The 16,536-nt window shown below is 69.8% G+C and carries 17 protein-coding genes; 12 read left to right on the forward strand and 5 right to left on the reverse strand.

The window, feature by feature from the left end:
• Window positions 1–45: 45 nt before the first annotated feature.
• The gene (locus CAL24_RS10400; protein ID WP_028356277.1) at window positions 46–2,016 is read left to right on the forward strand and encodes a SurA N-terminal domain-containing protein; all 1,971 of its coding nucleotides are present in this window, start codon (window positions 46–48) and stop codon (window positions 2,014–2,016) included.
• On the opposite strand, the gene CAL24_RS10405 is transcribed toward CAL24_RS10400, so the two are convergent.
• Window positions 2,001–2,669: an arylesterase gene (locus tag CAL24_RS10405; RefSeq protein WP_028356276.1), complete on the reverse strand. Its 669-nt coding sequence runs from the start codon at window positions 2,667–2,669 to the stop codon at window positions 2,001–2,003. The genes CAL24_RS10400 and CAL24_RS10405 overlap by 16 nt on opposite strands.
• Here CAL24_RS10405 and CAL24_RS10410 point away from each other — a divergent pair.
• Window positions 2,668–3,339: an ABC transporter ATP-binding protein gene (locus tag CAL24_RS10410; protein WP_028356275.1), complete on the forward strand. Its 672-nt coding sequence runs from the start codon at window positions 2,668–2,670 to the stop codon at window positions 3,337–3,339. The genes CAL24_RS10405 and CAL24_RS10410 overlap by 2 nt on opposite strands.
• Window positions 3,340–3,387: 48 nt before the next feature.
• Here the strand turns inward: CAL24_RS10410 and CAL24_RS10415 are convergent, their stop codons facing one another.
• On the reverse strand, window positions 3,388–4,026 hold the full coding sequence (locus CAL24_RS10415) for a cysteine hydrolase family protein (RefSeq protein ID WP_028356274.1): 639 nt from the start codon (window positions 4,024–4,026) through the stop codon (window positions 3,388–3,390).
• Between the two features lie 137 nt (window positions 4,027–4,163).
• Between CAL24_RS10415 and CAL24_RS10420 the strand changes: the two genes are divergently transcribed.
• Window positions 4,164–5,153 carry a GlxA family transcriptional regulator gene (locus CAL24_RS10420; protein WP_051439590.1) on the forward strand — a complete coding sequence of 330 codons (990 nt, stop codon included), beginning with the start codon at window positions 4,164–4,166 and terminating at the stop codon, window positions 5,151–5,153.
• Between the two features lie 15 nt (window positions 5,154–5,168).
• On the opposite strand, the gene CAL24_RS10425 is transcribed toward CAL24_RS10420, so the two are convergent.
• Complete coding sequence (locus tag CAL24_RS10425) at window positions 5,169–6,134, reverse strand: DMT family transporter (protein WP_028356272.1); 966 nt, start codon at window positions 6,132–6,134, stop codon at window positions 5,169–5,171.
• Between the two features lie 102 nt (window positions 6,135–6,236).
• On the opposite strand from CAL24_RS10425, the gene CAL24_RS10430 reads away from it, so the two are divergent.
• Entirely contained in the window at window positions 6,237–7,145 is a 909-nt protein-coding gene (locus CAL24_RS10430) for a LysR family transcriptional regulator (RefSeq protein ID WP_094806650.1), read from the forward strand.
• Window positions 7,146–7,162: 17 nt separating this feature from the next.
• On the opposite strand, the gene CAL24_RS10435 is transcribed toward CAL24_RS10430, so the two are convergent.
• The gene (locus CAL24_RS10435) at window positions 7,163–7,960 is read right to left on the reverse strand and encodes an AraC family transcriptional regulator (RefSeq protein WP_081760496.1); all 798 of its coding nucleotides are present in this window, start codon (window positions 7,958–7,960) and stop codon (window positions 7,163–7,165) included.
• A 91-nt stretch (window positions 7,961–8,051) separates the two neighbouring features.
• Here CAL24_RS10435 and CAL24_RS10440 point away from each other — a divergent pair, with 91 nt between their 5' ends.
• The 8 genes from CAL24_RS10440 to CAL24_RS10475 all read left to right on the forward strand — a co-directional run bounded on the left by CAL24_RS10440 (window position 8,052) and on the right by CAL24_RS10475 (window position 15,251).
• Window positions 8,052–8,492 (forward strand): transcriptional repressor, encoded by a 441-nt coding sequence (locus CAL24_RS10440; RefSeq protein WP_094806651.1) that lies wholly within the window; start codon window positions 8,052–8,054, stop codon window positions 8,490–8,492.
• Entirely contained in the window at window positions 8,489–8,899 is a 411-nt protein-coding gene (locus CAL24_RS10445; protein WP_051439589.1) for a hypothetical protein, read from the forward strand. The genes CAL24_RS10440 and CAL24_RS10445 overlap by 4 nt, the downstream gene beginning before the upstream one ends.
• A 337-nt stretch (window positions 8,900–9,236) precedes the next feature.
• Window positions 9,237–10,277, forward strand: coding sequence for a TRAP transporter substrate-binding protein (locus CAL24_RS10450; protein ID WP_028356268.1), 1,041 nt, complete (start codon window positions 9,237–9,239; stop codon window positions 10,275–10,277).
• 85 nt (window positions 10,278–10,362) lie between these two features.
• On the forward strand, window positions 10,363–10,983 hold the full coding sequence (locus tag CAL24_RS10455; protein ID WP_028356267.1) for a TRAP transporter small permease subunit: 621 nt from the start codon (window positions 10,363–10,365) through the stop codon (window positions 10,981–10,983).
• Window positions 10,980–12,263: a TRAP transporter large permease gene (locus CAL24_RS10460; protein WP_028356266.1), complete on the forward strand. Its 1,284-nt coding sequence runs from the start codon at window positions 10,980–10,982 to the stop codon at window positions 12,261–12,263. The genes CAL24_RS10455 and CAL24_RS10460 overlap by 4 nt, the downstream gene beginning before the upstream one ends.
• Before the next feature lie 43 nt (window positions 12,264–12,306).
• A complete protein-coding gene (locus CAL24_RS10465) occupies window positions 12,307–12,990 on the forward strand; it encodes a DUF2848 domain-containing protein (protein ID WP_028356265.1) in 684 nt (227 codons plus the stop codon).
• A 61-nt stretch (window positions 12,991–13,051) separates the two neighbouring features.
• Window positions 13,052–14,398: an amidase gene (locus CAL24_RS10470; RefSeq protein ID WP_028356264.1), complete on the forward strand. Its 1,347-nt coding sequence runs from the start codon at window positions 13,052–13,054 to the stop codon at window positions 14,396–14,398.
• A 58-nt stretch (window positions 14,399–14,456) separates the two neighbouring features.
• On the forward strand, window positions 14,457–15,251 hold the full coding sequence (locus CAL24_RS10475) for a putative hydro-lyase (RefSeq protein ID WP_028356263.1): 795 nt from the start codon (window positions 14,457–14,459) through the stop codon (window positions 15,249–15,251).
• Window positions 15,252–15,433: 182 nt separating this feature from the next.
• Here the strand turns inward: CAL24_RS10475 and CAL24_RS10480 are convergent, their stop codons facing one another.
• Entirely contained in the window at window positions 15,434–16,492 is a 1,059-nt protein-coding gene (locus CAL24_RS10480; protein ID WP_094806652.1) for a porin, read from the reverse strand.
• Between the last annotated feature and the right edge of the window lie 44 nt (window positions 16,493–16,536).

Here is a 16,536-nt window from a genome sequence, read left to right on the forward strand (position 1 = left end):
GTGGTGCGCGCATTCCCCGCGCCGCGCAGGGCAAACAGGGATTCCATGTTCGATCTATTTCGCAATCACCGCCGCTGGATGCAGTTCATTCTGCTGATCCTGATCGTGCCGTCGTTCTTCCTGGTCGGTATCCAGGGCTACGAAAGCTTCATCAGCCGCGAGCCCGAATTGGCCACGGTGGCCGGCCAGCCCATCACGCGCGGCGAGTTCGACATGGCGCACCGCAACCAGCTGGAACAGTTCCGCCAGCGCCTGGGCAGCCAGTTCGACCCGGCCCTGGTCGACACCCCGGCGATGCGCGAACAACTGCTGAACCAACTGATCGACCAGCGCCTGCTGGCCCAGGTGGCGGCCGACAACCGCTTCTCGGTGTCGGACGGCACGCTGCGCAACACCATCGCCGCCATCCCCCAGGTGCAGGACAACGGCCGCTTTTCGCCCGAGCGCTATCGCCAGGTGCTGGCGGCCCAGGGCATGACGCCCACCTCGTTCGAGGCCGGCCTGCGGCGCGACCTGGCGGTGGCGCGCGTGCTCGAACCGGTCACCCAGTCGGCCAGCGCGCCGGCCACGGTCACGGCCGCGCTCGAGTCCGCGCTGACGCAGCAGCGCACGGTGCAGGTGCGCCGCTTCGACGCCGATGCCTACCGCGCCGGCGTGACCGTCTCCGACCAGGACATCAAGGCCTGGTATGACGCCAACAAGCAGCAGCTGACGGTGCCGCAGAACGTCACCGCGGAATACCTGGTGCTGGACGAAGCCGCCGCGACGCAAGGCGTGCAGGTCAAGGACGAAGACATCACCAGCTTCTACGAGCAGAACAAGAACAACTACGGCCAGCCCGAACGCCGCCGGGCCAGCCACATCATGATCGAGCTGCCGGCCGGCGCCTCCGAGGAAGCCCGCAAGGCGGCCCGCGCCAAGGCGGAATCGCTGGCCAAGCAGGCGGCCGCCGAGCCCGACAAGTTCGCCGAGCTGGCCCGCGCCGAATCGCAGGACGCCGGTTCCGCGGGCAATGGCGGCGACCTGGGCTGGATGGGCGCCACCACGCTGGGCGGCCCGCTGGCGCCGCTGTCCAAGGCCATTTTCGGCCTCTCCAAGGGCCAGGTATCGGGCGTGGTGGAAAGCCCGGCCGGCCTGCACATCATCAAGCTCACCGACCTGCAGCCGGCCGCCATCAAGCCGCTGGCCGAAGTGCGCGACGAAATCGCCGCCGAGATCCGCAAGCAGATCGCCGCGACGCGCTTCTCCGACATGGCTTCGGAGCTCACCAAGTCGGTGTACGACCAGCGCGACAGCCTGCAGCCGGTGGCCGACCAACTCGGCCTGAAGGTGCGGACCGCCGCGGGCATTACCCGCGAAGGCCTGCTGCCGGCCGACCAGGCCGGCGCCAACGCCGCCGCGGGCGGCCCGGACGCCGCGCTGCTCGACAATCCGCGCGTGCGCCAGGCCCTGTTCGCGCCCGAGTCGCTGCGCGACAAGCAGAATTCCGGCGTCATCGAGATCTCGCCCGACACCATGGTGGCGGTGCGCGTGGCGCAAGTGCAGCCCGAGCAGGTGCCGCCGCTGGAAAAGGTCAGCGATTCGATCCGCGAGCGCCTGGTCGCCGAGCGCGCGGCCGAGGCGGCCCGCAAGGCGGCGACCGCGGCCCTGGACGGCTGGAAGGCGGATGCGGCGGCGCAGCCCGAGGGCTTCGAGCCCGCCGTGGTGGTGTCGCGCCAGCAGGCCCAGCAGTTGCCGCAGCCGGTCCTGGAGGCCGCCATGCGCCTGCCGTCCCAGCCGCTGCCCGCCTATGCGGGCGTGGCCGACGGCGACGACTACGTAGTGGTGCGCCTGGAAAAAGTCGAGCCCGGCACGGCCGATGCCTCGGCCCGCGACCTGCTGGCCCGCCAGCTTGGCGCCGCCTGGGGCCAGGCCGAAGATGCCGCCGTGCTGGACATGCTGCGGCAACAGTACCAGGTCAAGATCCTGCCCGAGGCCGCGGCTGTCCTGAAGAGCCAGGATCAGTCGGCCGGCTGATCCGCTTGCAGCATGGGCCGCAGCTCGGCCCAGACGTTTTCCAGCAGCTTCGGCTGCGCCTGTTCGTTGGGGTGGATGCCGTCGGCCTGGAACATGGCGCGGTCGGCGGCCATGCCGTCCATGAAAAACGGCACCAGGCGGGCCTGTTCGGCCTGAGCCACCGCCGGGAACAGCCCGGCGAAGCGTTGCGCGTAATCGCGCCCATAGTTGGGCGGGATCTGCATCCCCACGATCAGCACCTCGGCGCCGGCCTGGCGCGAGCGCTGCGCCATGGTGCGCAGGTTCTGCTCCGTCATGTCCAGCGACAGCCCGCGCAGGGCGTCGTTGGCCCCGAGCTCCAGCACCACGATGGCGGGCTGGTGGCGTTCCAGCAGGGCGGGCAGGCGGGCCATGCCGCCGCTGGTGGTGTCACCGCTGATGCTGGCATTGACGACCCGATAGTTGGGGTATTGTTCAGACAGCCGGCGCTCGAGCAGCGGCACCCAGCCACTGCCGCGCGCCAGGCCATACTCGGCCGACAGGCTGTCGCCGACCACCAGCAGCGTGCGCGCCGCGGAACCTGGCGCCGCGCCGGCGGTCTGAGCGTGGGCGGGAAACACGGCGGTGGCGCAGGCCATCGCGGCGGCAACGAACAAACGGAAAAATACGCGCATGGATAGCAAGGTCTCGATCGAAGTCTCTGGGCTGGGCAAGCAGGTATCCGACGCCGGGGGGACGCTGTCGATCCTGGATGGAATCGATTTTAAGGTGGCCGCCGGCAGCGCCGTGGCCATCACCGGCAGTTCCGGTTCCGGCAAGTCTACGTTGCTGGGACTCATGGCCGGCCTGGATGTTCCCTCCTCGGGCACGGTGCGGCTGGCCGGGCAGGACTTGTTCTCGCTCGACGAGGACGGCCGGGCGCGGCTGCGTGCCCGCCATGTCGGCTTCGTGTTCCAGTCGTTCCAATTGCTGCCCAACCTGACCGCCCTGGAAAACGTCATGCTGCCGCTCGAACTGGCCGGCCAGCCTGCCCGCGACGCCGCGCAGGCGATGCTGCGGCGGGTCGGCCTGGGCGAGCGCCTGCATCACTATCCGCGCACGCTGTCTGGGGGCGAGCAGCAGCGCGTGTCGCTGGCGCGCGCCTTCGTGGTCCAGCCCGACCTGCTGTTCGCCGACGAGCCCACCGGCAGCCTCGACGCCGCCACGGGCGCGACGGTCATCGACCTGATGTTCGACCTGCACCGCGAGCATGGCACCACGCTGGTGCTGGTGACGCACGATCCGCAGCTGGCGGCGCGCTGCGGCCGCCAGTTGGTGCTGGCGGCCGGCCGGATGGCGGCCTGAACCTTGCCTGCCCGGCGCCCCGCGGCGGCGCCGGCACCGGCCCGCGCGTCAGGCGGCCTGCGCCAGCCCGCGGGCCCGCTGATTGGAGGCGTAGATGCTGTCGCGCGCAGGCATCGGCGCGCCGTTCAGGCCGGCGATCCATTCCTCCGTCCGCATCACGCTCGCGAAGCGGCTCTGCATCACCACCGTCAGCACCCGATGGATTTCCTCGGCCGTGGCCTGGCCGGCGCGGTTCGCGTACGGCACCGAGCCGGTGGCATCGGACAGCAGTTCCACCTGCAGCCCGGCGTGCACGGCATGCTTGACGGTGGAGTCGTCGCAATTGTGGGTCATATAGCCCACCACCGTGATGGTGTCGATGCCGCGCTCGGCCAGCCAGGCCTCCAGCCCCGTGCCGGCGAACGCGCTGGGCATGCACTTGACGGCCAGGTGGTCGTAGGGGCGGGCGGCCACGCTGGGGTGCAGTTCGGCGCCGTGCGAGCCCTGGGCGAACAGCGGTGCCTGCGGCGATTCGATATCCTGCACCACCACAACGGGTACGCCCGCCGCGTGCGCGGCGTCCATGGCGCGCCCGATATTGGCCAGCGATTGCTGCGGGTCGGGATACTCGATCGGCAGGTTGCCGGTGAAATATTCGTTCTGCACGTCGACGACGATCAGGGCGCGACGGGGAGCGGCTGAAGACATTCTGGTTCTCCGGTTGGACTGGGACGGTCGCATTATTCCTGGCGGCAGGCGCGGCCGATAGTGGCCTGAACGACAATGTTCGATAAAATCGGGCCATTGCCCCGGCCGGCCCGGCCGGGCGCCTGCCGGACCACGCCATGCCCAGTTCCCGGGATACCGCCCGCCATGCTCCGCGCGCCACCGTGGTGGCGGTGGCGGCCTTCGACCAGATCAGCGCCTTCCACCTGACCGTTCCGTGCGCCGTGTTCGAAACGCGCGACTCGCCCGGTTTGCCGCTGTTCGACCTGCGCGTATGCGCCGTCGAGCCCGGCCCGCTGCACACCAGCGCCGGCTTCACGGTGCAGGCCAGCCACGGCCTGCGCGACCTGGCGCGGGCCGATATCGTCATCGTGCCGAGCTGGCGCGACACTGCCGAGCCGGCGCCGCCGCCCTTGCTGCGCGCGCTGCGGCGCGCCCATGCGCGCGGCGCGCTGGTGGTGGGCCTGTGCCTGGGGGCTTTCGTGGTGGCCGAAGCCGGCTTGCTGGACGGCCGCAGCGCCAGCACGCACTGGATGTGGGCCGAGGACTTCGCGGCCCGCTATCCGCGGGTGCGGCTCGACCGCGATGTGCTGTACGTGGACGAGGACGACGTGGTGACCTCGGCGGGCACCGCGGCCGGCATCGACTGCTGCCTGCACGTGCTGCGGCGGCGCTGGGGCGCGGACGCGGCCAATGCGGTGGCGCGCCGGCTGGTGGTTCCGCCGCACCGGCAGGGCGGGCAGGCCCAGTATGTCGAGCAGCCGGTGCCGGCCTCGGTCGGCGCCGATCGCCTGGCCGGGGTGCTGGCGTGGCTGGCCGCCAACCTGGATCGCAACCACGATCTCGACGCGCTGGCCGCCCGCGCGGCCATGAGCCGGCGCACCTTCACGCGCCATTTCCGCCAGGCCACCGGCGGCACGGTCGGACAGTGGCTGCAGGCGCAGCGGCTGGCGTTGGCGCAGCGCCTGCTGGAAACCAGCGACGCCCCGATCGAGGTGATCGCCGGCCAGGCGGGGTTCGGCACGCCGTTGTCGCTGCGGCAGCATTTCCGCCGCGCGCTGAAGGTCTCGCCCTCGGCCTACCGGCGCGAATTCCGGCGCGCGGCCTGAACCGGCTCCGCGGCCCTAGGCCTCGGCAGCCGGCTGGAAGACGCGGCTGCGGCGCCATTCGATCAGGCCGATGACGATGCCGCTGCCGCAAATGATGGCGATGCCCAGCCAGGTCAGGGCATCGGGGAAATGCCCCCACGCCAGCCAGCCGATGGCGGTGGCGCTGACGATTTGCAGATACACGAACGGCGCCAGCGTGGACGCGGCGGCGTTGCGGTAGGCGCCGATCTGCATCAGGTGGCCGAGCGCCCCGGACAGGCCGGTCGACAGCAACAGCAGCCAGTTGCCGGCGTCGAGCTCGCGCAGCGCCGGCAGGGCGGGCGGCAGCGTGAACGGCAGGGCCAGCGTCAGGCAGACCGCGCCGACCGCGCCGCTCCAGATCAGCGACGTGTAGGGATCGTCGCCCGCCACGCGGCGGGTGGCGATGAACTGCGCGGCGAAACAGCAGGCGGTCAGCAGGCCGAACAGCACGCCCAGCGGATGCAGGCCGCCGCCGGGCCGGATGATGATGAGCACGCCGATGAAGGCCACCCCCGCCGCCACCCAGCGCGAAGCGCGCGGCGGCTCTTTCAGGACCCAGGGAGCCAGCGCCAGCACGATCAGCGGGGCCAGGAAGTTGATGGCGGTGGCCTCGGCCTGCGGCATGTAGCTCAGGGTGGTGAAGAAGGCCAGGGTGGCCACCAGCATCGAGCCGCCGCGCAGCAACTGCTCGCGCGGGTGGCGGCTACGCAGGATGCCCACGCCCCGGCCCGGCAGCACCAGCGCCAGCACCAGCAGCAGGTGCACCAGGTATCGCACCCAGCAGAGGATCAGCAGCGGCACGCCGGCGGCCATGACCCATTTGCCGCTGGCGTCCAGGCATGACAGCGTCCAGGCCGAGAGAATCAACAGGACGATGCCCACCAATGGCCGCGTCGCGGGCGGACGCGCGGGGTGGGGCGGCGTGGCTGCCGGCGCGGCGCCGGCGGCGGCCCGGTGCATGGGGATCTCCTTCAGGCAGACGGTCGAACGCCAGGCGGGCGGGGGCCTCGGCCTGGCGAAACGGCACATGATACGCTCATCCTCGCCATACGGACGCGGGCCATGATCGATCTACGAAATATTGAAACCTTCTTCTGGGTGTCGACGCTGGGCAGTTTCCGCGCCGCCTCCGAGAAACTCAACACCACGCAGCCGGCCGTCTCGCAGCGCATCGCCTCGCTGGAGCGCGACCTGGGCGTGCGCCTGTTCGAGCGCGACGCGCGCGGCGTCACCCTGACGGCCAAGGGGCAGGAGCTGCTGTCGCACGCAGAGCGCATGCTGCAATTGCGGCGCGACATGCTGCAGGCCGCGCGCGAGCAGAACGTGATGCGCGGTCCGTTGCGCCTGGGCGTGGCCGAGACCATCGTGCAGACCTGGCTGCCGGCCCTGATCGAGCACATGCACGCGGCCTATCCGGCGCTGGTGCTGCAGATCGAAGTGGACACCACGCCGGTGCTGCGCAGCCACCTGCTGTCGCGGCAGATCGACCTGGCCTTCCTGATGGGGCCGGTGCTCGAGGCGCGCGTCGAAAACCTGCCGCTGTGCGCCTATCCGCTGGCCTGGGTCGCCAGCCCCCGGCTGGCGCTCGGCCCCGAGCCGGTGACGCTCGAGCGCATCGGCACGCTGCCGGTGATCACCTATCCTTCCAGCAGCAGTCCCTACCAGCTCGTGCGCGACATGCTCACGCGCGCCGGCGTGCGGGCGCCGCGCATGTACGGCAGCGCTTCCTTGTCGATGGTGGCGCGCATGACGCTGGATTGCATCGGCACCAGCGTGATCGCGCCGGTATTCCTCGACAAGGAACTGGCCAGCGGCGAACTGCGCCTGCTGGACGTGCAGGCTGATCCGCTGCCCGACCTGGCGTTCACGGCCACCTGGGTGCAGGGGCCGGACAGCCATGCGCCGCGCACCATTGCCTTGCTGGCGCAGCAGGCGGCCGCCGGCAAGCTGGGGCCCTTGTCCATGGCGTAGGCGCGCGCCGCCGGCCCTCAGTGGCGGCCGAAATACTGGCTGGGGGTCACGCCGAAAGCGGCACGGAAGCTGCCGATGAAGGCGCTGGTGCTTTCGTATCCCACCGCCAGCGCGACTTCGGTGACCGGCTTGCCGACGGCCAGCATTTCCTGCGCGCGCAACAGGCGGGCCTGCTGCCGCCATTGCCCGAGCGTGACGCCGGTTTCGCCGCGAAAACGCCGCATCAGCGTGCGCGAAGACATATTCAGCCGCCGCGCCCAGGCCTCGATGCCGCGGCCGTCCTCGGGCTGGTCCAGCAGCGACGCGGCCAGCTCGCGCAGCCGGCGGTCGCGCGGCATCGGCAAGGACAACCGCACTTCGTCGCACAACTGCAATTCGGTGATCAGCAGATCGAACAGCCGCAGGGTATGGCGGCGCTGCAGTCCGTCCGCCGGCGCGCCGGCCAGCCGGTGCAGCAGCGCCTCGATCAGCGGATTCGACGGCCAGACGCGCGACTGGGCGGGCAGCCGCTCGCAGCCGTCTGCCCGCACGTACACGAACAGGCCGCGCGCGTGGCCGAACCAGTTGGCCTCGTGCAGCACGCCGGGCGGGATCCAGCCGACGCGCCCGGGCGTCATGGTCAGGACCGCCCCGTCGCTCTGCACCACGCTCAGGCCTTCCTGCACCATCAGCAGCATGCCCTGCGGATGCCGGTGCGGCGGGACGCTGATGCCGCGATTCTGGCGCGGCCCTTCGACACGGAACGGCGTGAGCAGGTGGGTCGGGTCCACGGCCTGCGGACCCTGCGTGAGCAGAGGTTGGCGGATTTGAGGCATAGGTTGACGGGATTCCGTTAGTCGCTCTCAATGCAAATGTACATCATTCTCATCATTGGGTTCCGGCAATAGCCGTGATGGGAGCAGGGCAATGACCGACAGGAATCTGCGCCAGGCCGGCATGAAGACCACCTTGCCGCGCCTGAAAGTGCTCGAGGTGTTCGACAGCCACCCCGACCGCCATTTGAGCGCCACTGACGTGTACCGGCTGCTGATGGAGCAGCGCGTCGAGATCGGGCTGGCCACCGTGTACCGGGTGCTCGGCCAGTTGACCGGGGCCGGCGTGCTCAGCCGCATCCAGGTCGAGCCGCACGGCGGCCTGTTCGAGCTGGGCAGCAAGGCGCGCCACGACCACCTGGTCTGCACGCGGTGCGGCCAGGTGGCGGAATCGTCCGATCCCGCCATCGCGCAACAGGCCGAGCGCGTGGCGCGGCGCCACGGGTTCACGCTGGAAAGCTACAACCTGGGCCTGTATGGCTGCTGCGCGGCATGCAGCGGCCGGCCGCCCGCCGCCAAAGGAGTGTTCGAATGAATCCCGATGCGTTTGCGCTGCATGACCTGACGCACTTTCCCGTGGTGCTGACGCGCCGTCCCCGCGCATCCGCGGGGACGATGCAACTCTGGACGCGCGAGATGGACATGCTGGCGGCCAGCCCCGAGCCGTTCGTGTTGATCGGCACTGACCTGAGTGTGGACCTGGCGCCGCTGGAGCGGCGCGACATGGCGGCCTGGCAGGCGGTGAACCTGGCGCGATTGCGGCAGCGCTGCGCGGGCTTCGTCTCCATCGTGCCCGATCCGCGCGCCTTCGGCCTGCCCTTCGCGGCCGTGGCCACGCTGGCGCAGGCCCGCGACAAGGCGCGCGGACTGCTGGCGGCATTCGGAGCCGCCGGAACGGAGCCGCCGCGCGCGGCGGACGCGCGCCTGGCGCTGCTGGCCTGAGCCATCGACGGGCGAATCGGCCCTAGGATTTTCCCTGATACGTCGCCCGCCGGCATGCGCGCGGGGCCGCCCGCGGCGCTCCCGCCGCGGGCCCGGCGCCTGCCCGCGAGCCCGCGTCATTGCTGGCTCGGCGGCCGCCGCGGGGCAGCGGCGCGGTGAGACCTAAAAAATATTTATACCCCGGCATCCACACTTACGATTGGACAGGAACCGACCCGCCCGGTGGAATGCGCGGCAGGAGGTCGGGCCGCAGCGCGGCCCGCCAGCCCATCGCAGCGCGCCACCGGGCAACGGGGCCCGGCGCGCGGTCGAATCCCGCCTGCAAGGAGAAAGCCCCATGAAGAAGCCGTTGATCTACGCCGCCGCGATGCTGCTGGCCGGCGCCGCGCATGCCCAGGACCTGCCCAAGACCCATCTCAAGGTGGTGGGCGGGCTCAGCAACTTGACCGCCTACACCGATTACGAAAGACCCTTCTGGACCAAGACCATTCCCGAGCTGTCCAAGGGCCAGGTCACGGCGGACATCAAGGGCTTCAACGAAATGGGCCTGAAGGGGCCCGAGCTGCTGCGCCTGATGTCGCAGGGCGTGATCGAGTTCGGCACCGCCACGCTGTCGTACTTCGCGACCGACAACCCCATCAATGAGGCCATCGACCTGGCCGGCCTGGCGCCCGACGTGAAGACGGCGCGCGCCGTGACCGAGGCGTTCCGGCCGGTGTACGCCAAGCTGTACGGCGAGGGCGCCAACGTCAAGTTGCTGGGTATTTCGACTTATCCGGCCCAGGTGCTGTTCTGCAACGCCGAAATCAAGAGCCTGGCCGACATCAAGGGCAAGAAGGTGCGCACCAGCAGCCGCACCACCGCCGAATTCGTCGAGGCCCTGGGCGGTTCCAGCGTCACCATGGCGTTCGGCGAAGTGGTGCCGGCGCTGCAGAACAAGGTGGTGGATTGCGCCATCACCGGCTCGCTGTCGGGCTACTCGGCCAAGTGGTATGAAGTGTCGACGCACTTGTACGCCTTGCCCATCAACTGGAACCAGCAGATTCACGCGGTCAACCAGAAGGCCTGGGACAAGCTCGATCCCAAGGTGAGGGAGTTCCTGCAGGCCAATGTCGACAAGCTGGTCGACGACATCTGGGATGCGGCCGCGCGCCAGACCCAGGAGGGCTATGACTGCAATACTGGCGCGGCCGCCTGCCCGTACCCGGCCAAGGGCAAGATGGTGCTGGTGCAGCCTAGCGACGCCGATCGCCAGTTGCTGAAGCAGGTGCTCAACGACGCCGTGCTGCCGAAGTGGGCGGCGCGCTGCTCGGCCAAGTGCGTAGAGGACTTCAACGCGACGATCGGCAAAGAGATCGGCCTGGTCGCGAAGAAGTGACCGGCCATCGACTGCAAGCGCGCGCCGCGCGGCGCATCGGGCACGGCGCCCGGTGTGTGGCGGCGCGCCGCGGAGGCGAATACGCATGACTAAACCCGAACACTTCCATACGCTGGGCATGCTGCTGCGCCGCGCGGAATCCTGCTCGCGCGTGGCGGTCTGGGTGGGCGGCGCGCTCACCCTGGCCAGCGTGCTGCTGATTTCATTCGACGTGCTGGCGCGCAAGTTCCTCGGCTTCACCACCGGCGGCGCCGATGAGCTGTCCAGCTACGCTTTCGCGATCAGCACTTCGTGGGCGCTGGCATTCGCCACCCTGCAGCGCGCCAATGTGCGCGTCGATGTGCTGTACCAGTATCTGCCGGTGCGCCTGTCCGCCGTGCTGGACTGGCTCTCGCTGGTCGCGCTCGGCATCTTCATGGTGTACCTGACCTACTACGCCATGGAGATGGTGCAAACCTCGTGGGCCGGCAACTCGGCGGCCAATACGCCGCTGGCCACGCCGCTGTGGATACCCCAGGGCCTGTGGCTGCTGGGGCTGGCGTGGATGTGCATCACGGTGGCCCTGATGCTGGTGCGCGCCTCGCTCGCGCTGGTCACGGGCGACCTGCAGCTGGTCAAGGCCATCTGCGGCGTGCGCTCGGCGCAGGAAGAGGCCGAGGAAGAGGCCGCCGCCGGCGAGCGCATGGTCAAGGGAGGCGCCGCATGATCGCCACCGCCCTGATTCTCCTGCTGGTGCTGATCGGCCTGTCCATTCCGGTGGGCGCGGCCCTCGGCGTGCTGGGGCTGATCCTCGACCCGCTGTATTCCATGCTGCCGCTCACGCGGGCCATCGGCGAGATGTCCTGGAGCGCCAACAACGAATTCCTGCTGGTCGCCATTCCGCTGTTCATCATGCTCGGCGAAGTGCTGCTGCGGTCCGGCTTCGCCGAGCGCATGTACAGCGCCATGAGCCTGTGGCTGTCCTGGCTGCCGGGCGGCCTGATGCATGCCAACATCGGCGCCTCGACGCTGTTCTCGGCCACTTCCGGGTCCAGCGTGGCGACGGCCGCCACGGTCGGCACGGTGGCTATCCCGCAGATCCGCAAGTACGGCTACAACGAACCGCTGTTCCTCGGCAGCCTGGCCGCCGGCGGCACCCTGGGCATCCTGATCCCGCCGTCGATCAACCTGGTGATCTACGGCGTGCTGACCAATTCGTCGGTGCCCAAGCTGTACTTGGCGGGCATCCTGCCGGGTTTCGGGCTGGCCGGCCTGTTCATCCTCACCGTAGCGCTGGCCTGCATCGTCAAGCCGCAATGGGGCGGCCAGAAAGTCCACGCGACCTGGGCGCAGCGCCTGGCCAGCCTGGTGCACCTGGCGCCGCCGCTGGGCATCTTCTTCCTGGTGGTGGGCTCCATCTACGCCGGCCTAGCCACGCCCACCGAGGCGGCGGCGCTGGGCGTGCTGGGCGCGCTGGTGCTGGCGGCCTGCTTCGGCCGCCTGACCTGGACCATGCTGCGCGAGTCCATCGAAGGCACCATGCGCTCGACCGCCATGATCATGCTGATCGTGATCGCCGCCAGCTTCCTGAATTTCGTCATGTCCGCCACCGGGCTGACGGATGCGCTGACCCAGTCGATCACCGGGCTGGGCCTGTCGCCGGGCTGGATGCTGCTGATCGTGGTGCTGTTCTACCTGGTGCTGGGCTGCTTCATGGAAACCCTCTCGATGATGATCACCACGATCCCGATCGTGGCGCCCATCATGATCGCGCTCGGCTACGACCCGATCTGGCTGGGCATCGTCATCATCGTGCTGGTCGAGGCCGCGCTGATCACCCCGCCGGTGGGGCTGAACCTGTTCGTCGTGCAGAGCCTGCGCAAGAGCGGCAACATGGGCGCCGTCATCGTCGGCAGCCTGCCGTTCGTGCTGGCCATGTTCGTCATGCTGGCGCTGCTGGCGGTCTTCCCGGACCTGGCGCTGTGGCTGCCGCGGGTATTCGGCTGAAGCGGCGCGTATTTATTTTGTCGAGTCTTACGCAGGAACCATCATGAAAGCTGTATTCCAGATCGAATCCGACGGCGCCGCGCGCACTGTCGAGGCCGATATCCGCAACCTGGTCGTGGCCGGCTGGGCTGGCCGCGACCGCGCCGCCATCGAGCACCACATCGAAGAGCTGGCGGCGATCGGCGTGCCCCGTCCCAGCAGCGTGCCGCTGTTCTACCGCATCGCCGACAACCAGCTGACGCAGGCCGCGCGCATCCAGGCGGTGGGCGAGGCCTCGTCGGGCGAGGTCGAGACCTTCGTCTTCCGCGCCGCCGACGAACTGTATGTGAGCATTGCCTCGGACCATACCGACCGCAAGCTGGAGGCGCACAGCGTGGCGCTGTCCAAGCAGGTGTGCGCCAAGCCGGTGGGCACCGCCGCCTGGCGGCTGGCCGACGTGGCCGACTACTGGGACGAGCTGGTGATCCGTTCCTACATCGTCGAGGATGGCGCCGAGGTGCTGTACCAGGAAGGCACGCTGGCGTCGCTGCGCACGCCGGCCGAGCTGATCGCCGGCTATACGCAGGGCGCGCCGCTGCCCGAAGGCACCGGCATGACCTGCGGCACCGTGGCAGCCATTGGTGGCATCCGGCCGTCCGCCACCTTCATCATGGAGCTGGAGGATCCGCGCCGCCAGCGCGTCCTGCGCCACCGCTATGATGTCGAGGTGCTACCCGAGGTGGCCTGAGCGCCGCCCGGCCCGGCCCGATTCACCGCCATACCTGCCGCCGCCGCGGCGCGAGGATCCTATGCTTGCCACCCTTAACGACACTGCCGCCTCCCTGCGGGAGGGGCGTACCAGCTCTATCGAATTGACCGAAGCCGCGCTGGCGCGCGCCGCCGATCCGGCCGGCGAGGGCGCGCGCGTGTTCACGCGCGTGTATGCCGAGCAAGCGCGCGCGGCCGCGCGCGCCGCCGATACGCTGCGCGCCGCCGGGCTGGCGCGCTCGCCCATCGACGGCCTGCCCATTTCCATCAAGGACCTGTTCGACGTGGCGGGCGAGACCACCCTGGCCGGCTCCGTGGCGCGCCAGGGCGAGCCCGCGGCGGACGAACATGCCGTGGTGGTGCAGCGCCTGCTGGCGGCCGGCGCCGTCATCGTCGGCCGCACCAACATGGTCGAGTTCGCCTATTCGGGGCTGGGCGTCAACCCGCACTATGGCACGCCGCGCAATCCGTGGGACCGCGCCGCCGGCCGTATTCCGGGCGGCTCGTCGTCGGGCGCGGCGGTGTCGGTCACCGACGGCATGGCCGTCGGCGCCATCGGCTCGGACACGGGCGGCTCGGTGCGCATCCCGGCGGCGCTGTGCGGCCTGGCCGGCTTCAAGCCGAGCGCCTGGCGCGTGCCCATGGCCGGCGTGCTGCCGCTGTCGACCAGCCTCGATTCGATCGGTCCGCTGGCGCCCACGGTACGCTGCTGCGCCACCCTGGACGCCATCCTGGCCGGCGACGCGGTCGAGCCGTGGCAGCCCGCCGCGCTGCGCGGGCTGCGCCTGGCCGTGCCGACCACCCTGGCGCTGGACGGCATGGACAAGCATGTGGCGGCGGCGTTCGACGCCGCCATCGCGCGCCTGTCGGCCGCTGGCGCGCTGGTCGACGAGATCGAGGTGCCCGAGTTCGCCCAGTTGGCCGCCATCAATGCGAAGGGCGGTTTCACCGCCGCCGAGGCCTGGGCCTGGCACCGCGACCTGATCGCGCGCGCCGCCGACCGCTATGACCCGCGCGTGGTGTCGCGCATCCGGCGCGGACAGGACATGTCGGCGGCCGACTACCTCGACCTGCTCGACGCGCGCGAGGCCTGGGTGGCGGCGGTGGAACACCGCATCGCCGGCTACGACGCGCTGGCGCTGCCCACGGTGCCCGTGGCGGCGCCCACCATCGCCGAGGTCAGCGCGAGCGACGAGGCCTACTACGCCGCCAACGGGCTGATCCTGCGCAATCCGACCCTGATCAACTTCCTGGACGGCTGCGCCGTGTCGGTGCCATGCCATGCCGCCGGCACGGCGCCGGCCGGGCTGATGATCGCCGGCGCCAATGGCGCCGACCGGCGCATCCTGGCGATCGGCATGGCCGTCGAGGACCTGCTCCGTTCTTGATCCTGTCCATTTATCGGCGGCGCGCGGCCCCGGCGGCCGGCGCCGCGGGGACCGCCACATGACCCACTTTCCTGAACCCGGCGCCGCGTACCGCGCGCGCCTCGATGCGCGCGCCGGCCGCCTGGCCGGCCCCACCGCCAACATCGCCCCCGGCCACGTGCAGGCCAACCTGGCCATCCTGCCGGCCGGCGTGGCGGCCGATTTCCTGCGCTTCTGCCAGCGCAATCCCAAGCCATGCCCGCTGCTGGCCGTGTCCGAGCCGGGCGACCCGTCCTTGCCCGGCCTGGGGCGGGACATCGACGTGCGCAGCGACATCCCGCGCTATCGCGTGTGGCGCGACGGCGAACTGGTGGACGAGCCCACCGACGTGCGGGACCTGTGGCGCGACGACCTGGTCGCCTTCCTGATCGGCTGCTCGTTCTCGTTCGAGGAAGCGATGCTGGAAAACGGGCTGCCGGTCCGGCATATCGAGCAGGGCTGCAATGTGCCCATGTACCGCACCTCCATTCCCACCTTGCCGGCCGGGCCGTTCCAGGGCCCGCTGGTGGTGTCCATGCGGCCGCTCAAGGCGGCCGATGCGATCCGCGCGATCCAGGTGACCTCGCGCTTCCCGTCGGTGCATGGCGCGCCCGTGCACCTGGGCGACCCGGCCGAGATCGGCATTGCCGACATCGGCCGGCCCGACTATGGCGACCCGGTTGAAATCCGCGCCGGCGAGATGCCGGTATTCTGGGCCTGCGGCGTGACCCCCCAGTCGGTCGTGGCGGCCGTGCGCCCGGCATTCTGCATCACGCACGCGCCCGGGCATATGCTGGTCACCGACCTGCTCAACAGCCGCATGGCGGTGCTGTAGCGGGGATGAATCCTGATGTCAGGTGTCAGACACCCCATGGGGTGTCTGACACCTCAGCGAAATCAAGCCGCGCCCGATGCATGGCAGGTGTCAGACACCCACAAGGTGTCTGACACCTGGGCCCCAAGCACCGGCAAAAAAAACGGGGCGCGAGGCCCCGTTTTCCTGGCGCCGGGTCCGGCTCAGAAAATGTGGCGGAAGCCCACGGCCGCGCCGACCTGGCTGCCGCTGCCGGCGATCTCGTCGCGGGCGGCATCCTTGACCTTGTTGTAGTCGACCGTGGCGTACACCTGCGAACGCTTGGACAAGGCGTATTCGGCCACGCCCACCAGCGCGTAGCGCTTGCCCTTGTCGCCCGATTCGACCACGTTCTTGCTGCGGTCATAGTAGGCCGCGCCGGTCAGCGCCCAGCGCGGGGTCGCATTCCAGGTCACGCCGGCGAAATAGCCGTCGTCCTTGCGGTCCAGCCCGGGCACCGGCGTGCCGCCCATGACGGCGTTGACGAAGCCGGTCTCGTCGCGGCCGTTGAAGTAGCCCAGGAATACCTTGGCGCTCTCGAACTGGTACGAGGCGTTCAGGTTCCAGACGCGCTGGCGGTCTTCGGAGTTGCTGTCCGAATACGTATGCTGGTAGGCGCCGCCCACGGCGAACTGGCCGAAGGTGTAGCGCAGCGATGCGCCGTACTGCGAACCGACCTTGTGGTCGTCGTAGTCTTCGCCATTGGCATAGGACAGCACCAGCGCCAGGTCGCCCAGCGTGTTGGCGTAGGTGACCATGTTGCTGGTGCGCACCCGCGACATGGCGGCCGGCAACCAGGCGTTCTGATCATAATTGCCCACGGTCAGCGGGTCGAAGTGGTCGGCCAGCAGGTTGAACATGGGCGTGTTCTGCAAGCCCAGGGTCAGCGAGCCGATGGCGCCGCCGTCCAGGCCCAGGTAGGCCAGGCGGCTGAACGACTTGTCCGGATCCGAACCGGTGCCGTTCTGCAGGTTGATGCCGTTTTCCAGGCGGAAGAAGGCCTTCATGCCATCGCCCAGGTCCTCGGTGCCGCGCAAGCCCCAGCGGCTGTTCGAGATGGCGCCGTTGGCCAGCCCGAAGCGGCTGCCGTCATCCTGGCTGCCGCGGCTGAGATAGCGCATGCTGATGTCGGCGATGCCGTACAGCGTGACGCTGGTTTCGGCCGCGGCGCTGCCGGCGGCCAGGCTGCCCAGGACGAGCAGCGCCATAGCGGTTTTCTTCATTGCGTGTTTCCTCCCGTACAACTTCTTTTCCCCCCGGCTCGTGG

The organism is Bordetella genomosp. 2, from assembly GCF_002261345.1.
In the GTDB taxonomy this organism is placed as follows: domain Bacteria; phylum Pseudomonadota; class Gammaproteobacteria; order Burkholderiales; family Burkholderiaceae_B; genus Bordetella_A.

Coding starts and splice junctions, on each gene's coding strand:
- CAL24_RS10400 (WP_028356277.1), top strand. CDS start 46: ATGTTCGATCTATTTCGCAATCACCGCCGCTGGATGCAGTTCATTCTG.
- CAL24_RS10410 (WP_028356275.1), top strand. CDS start 2,668: ATGGATAGCAAGGTCTCGATCGAAGTCTCTGGGCTGGGCAAGCAGGTA.
- CAL24_RS10405 (WP_028356276.1), bottom strand. CDS start 2,669: ATGCGCGTATTTTTCCGTTTGTTCGTTGCCGCCGCGATGGCCTGCGCC.
- CAL24_RS10415 (WP_028356274.1), bottom strand. CDS start 4,026: ATGTCTTCAGCCGCTCCCCGTCGCGCCCTGATCGTCGTCGACGTGCAG.
- CAL24_RS10420 (WP_051439590.1), top strand. CDS start 4,164: ATGCCCAGTTCCCGGGATACCGCCCGCCATGCTCCGCGCGCCACCGTG.
- CAL24_RS10425 (WP_028356272.1), bottom strand. CDS start 6,134: ATGCACCGGGCCGCCGCCGGCGCCGCGCCGGCAGCCACGCCGCCCCAC.
- CAL24_RS10430 (WP_094806650.1), top strand. CDS start 6,237: ATGATCGATCTACGAAATATTGAAACCTTCTTCTGGGTGTCGACGCTG.
- CAL24_RS10435 (WP_081760496.1), bottom strand. CDS start 7,960: ATGCCTCAAATCCGCCAACCTCTGCTCACGCAGGGTCCGCAGGCCGTG.
- CAL24_RS10440 (WP_094806651.1), top strand. CDS start 8,052: ATGACCGACAGGAATCTGCGCCAGGCCGGCATGAAGACCACCTTGCCG.
- CAL24_RS10445 (WP_051439589.1), top strand. CDS start 8,489: ATGAATCCCGATGCGTTTGCGCTGCATGACCTGACGCACTTTCCCGTG.
- CAL24_RS10450 (WP_028356268.1), top strand. CDS start 9,237: ATGAAGAAGCCGTTGATCTACGCCGCCGCGATGCTGCTGGCCGGCGCC.
- CAL24_RS10455 (WP_028356267.1), top strand. CDS start 10,363: ATGACTAAACCCGAACACTTCCATACGCTGGGCATGCTGCTGCGCCGC.
- CAL24_RS10460 (WP_028356266.1), top strand. CDS start 10,980: ATGATCGCCACCGCCCTGATTCTCCTGCTGGTGCTGATCGGCCTGTCC.
- CAL24_RS10465 (WP_028356265.1), top strand. CDS start 12,307: ATGAAAGCTGTATTCCAGATCGAATCCGACGGCGCCGCGCGCACTGTC.
- CAL24_RS10470 (WP_028356264.1), top strand. CDS start 13,052: ATGCTTGCCACCCTTAACGACACTGCCGCCTCCCTGCGGGAGGGGCGT.
- CAL24_RS10475 (WP_028356263.1), top strand. CDS start 14,457: ATGACCCACTTTCCTGAACCCGGCGCCGCGTACCGCGCGCGCCTCGAT.
- CAL24_RS10480 (WP_094806652.1), bottom strand. CDS start 16,492: ATGAAGAAAACCGCTATGGCGCTGCTCGTCCTGGGCAGCCTGGCCGCC.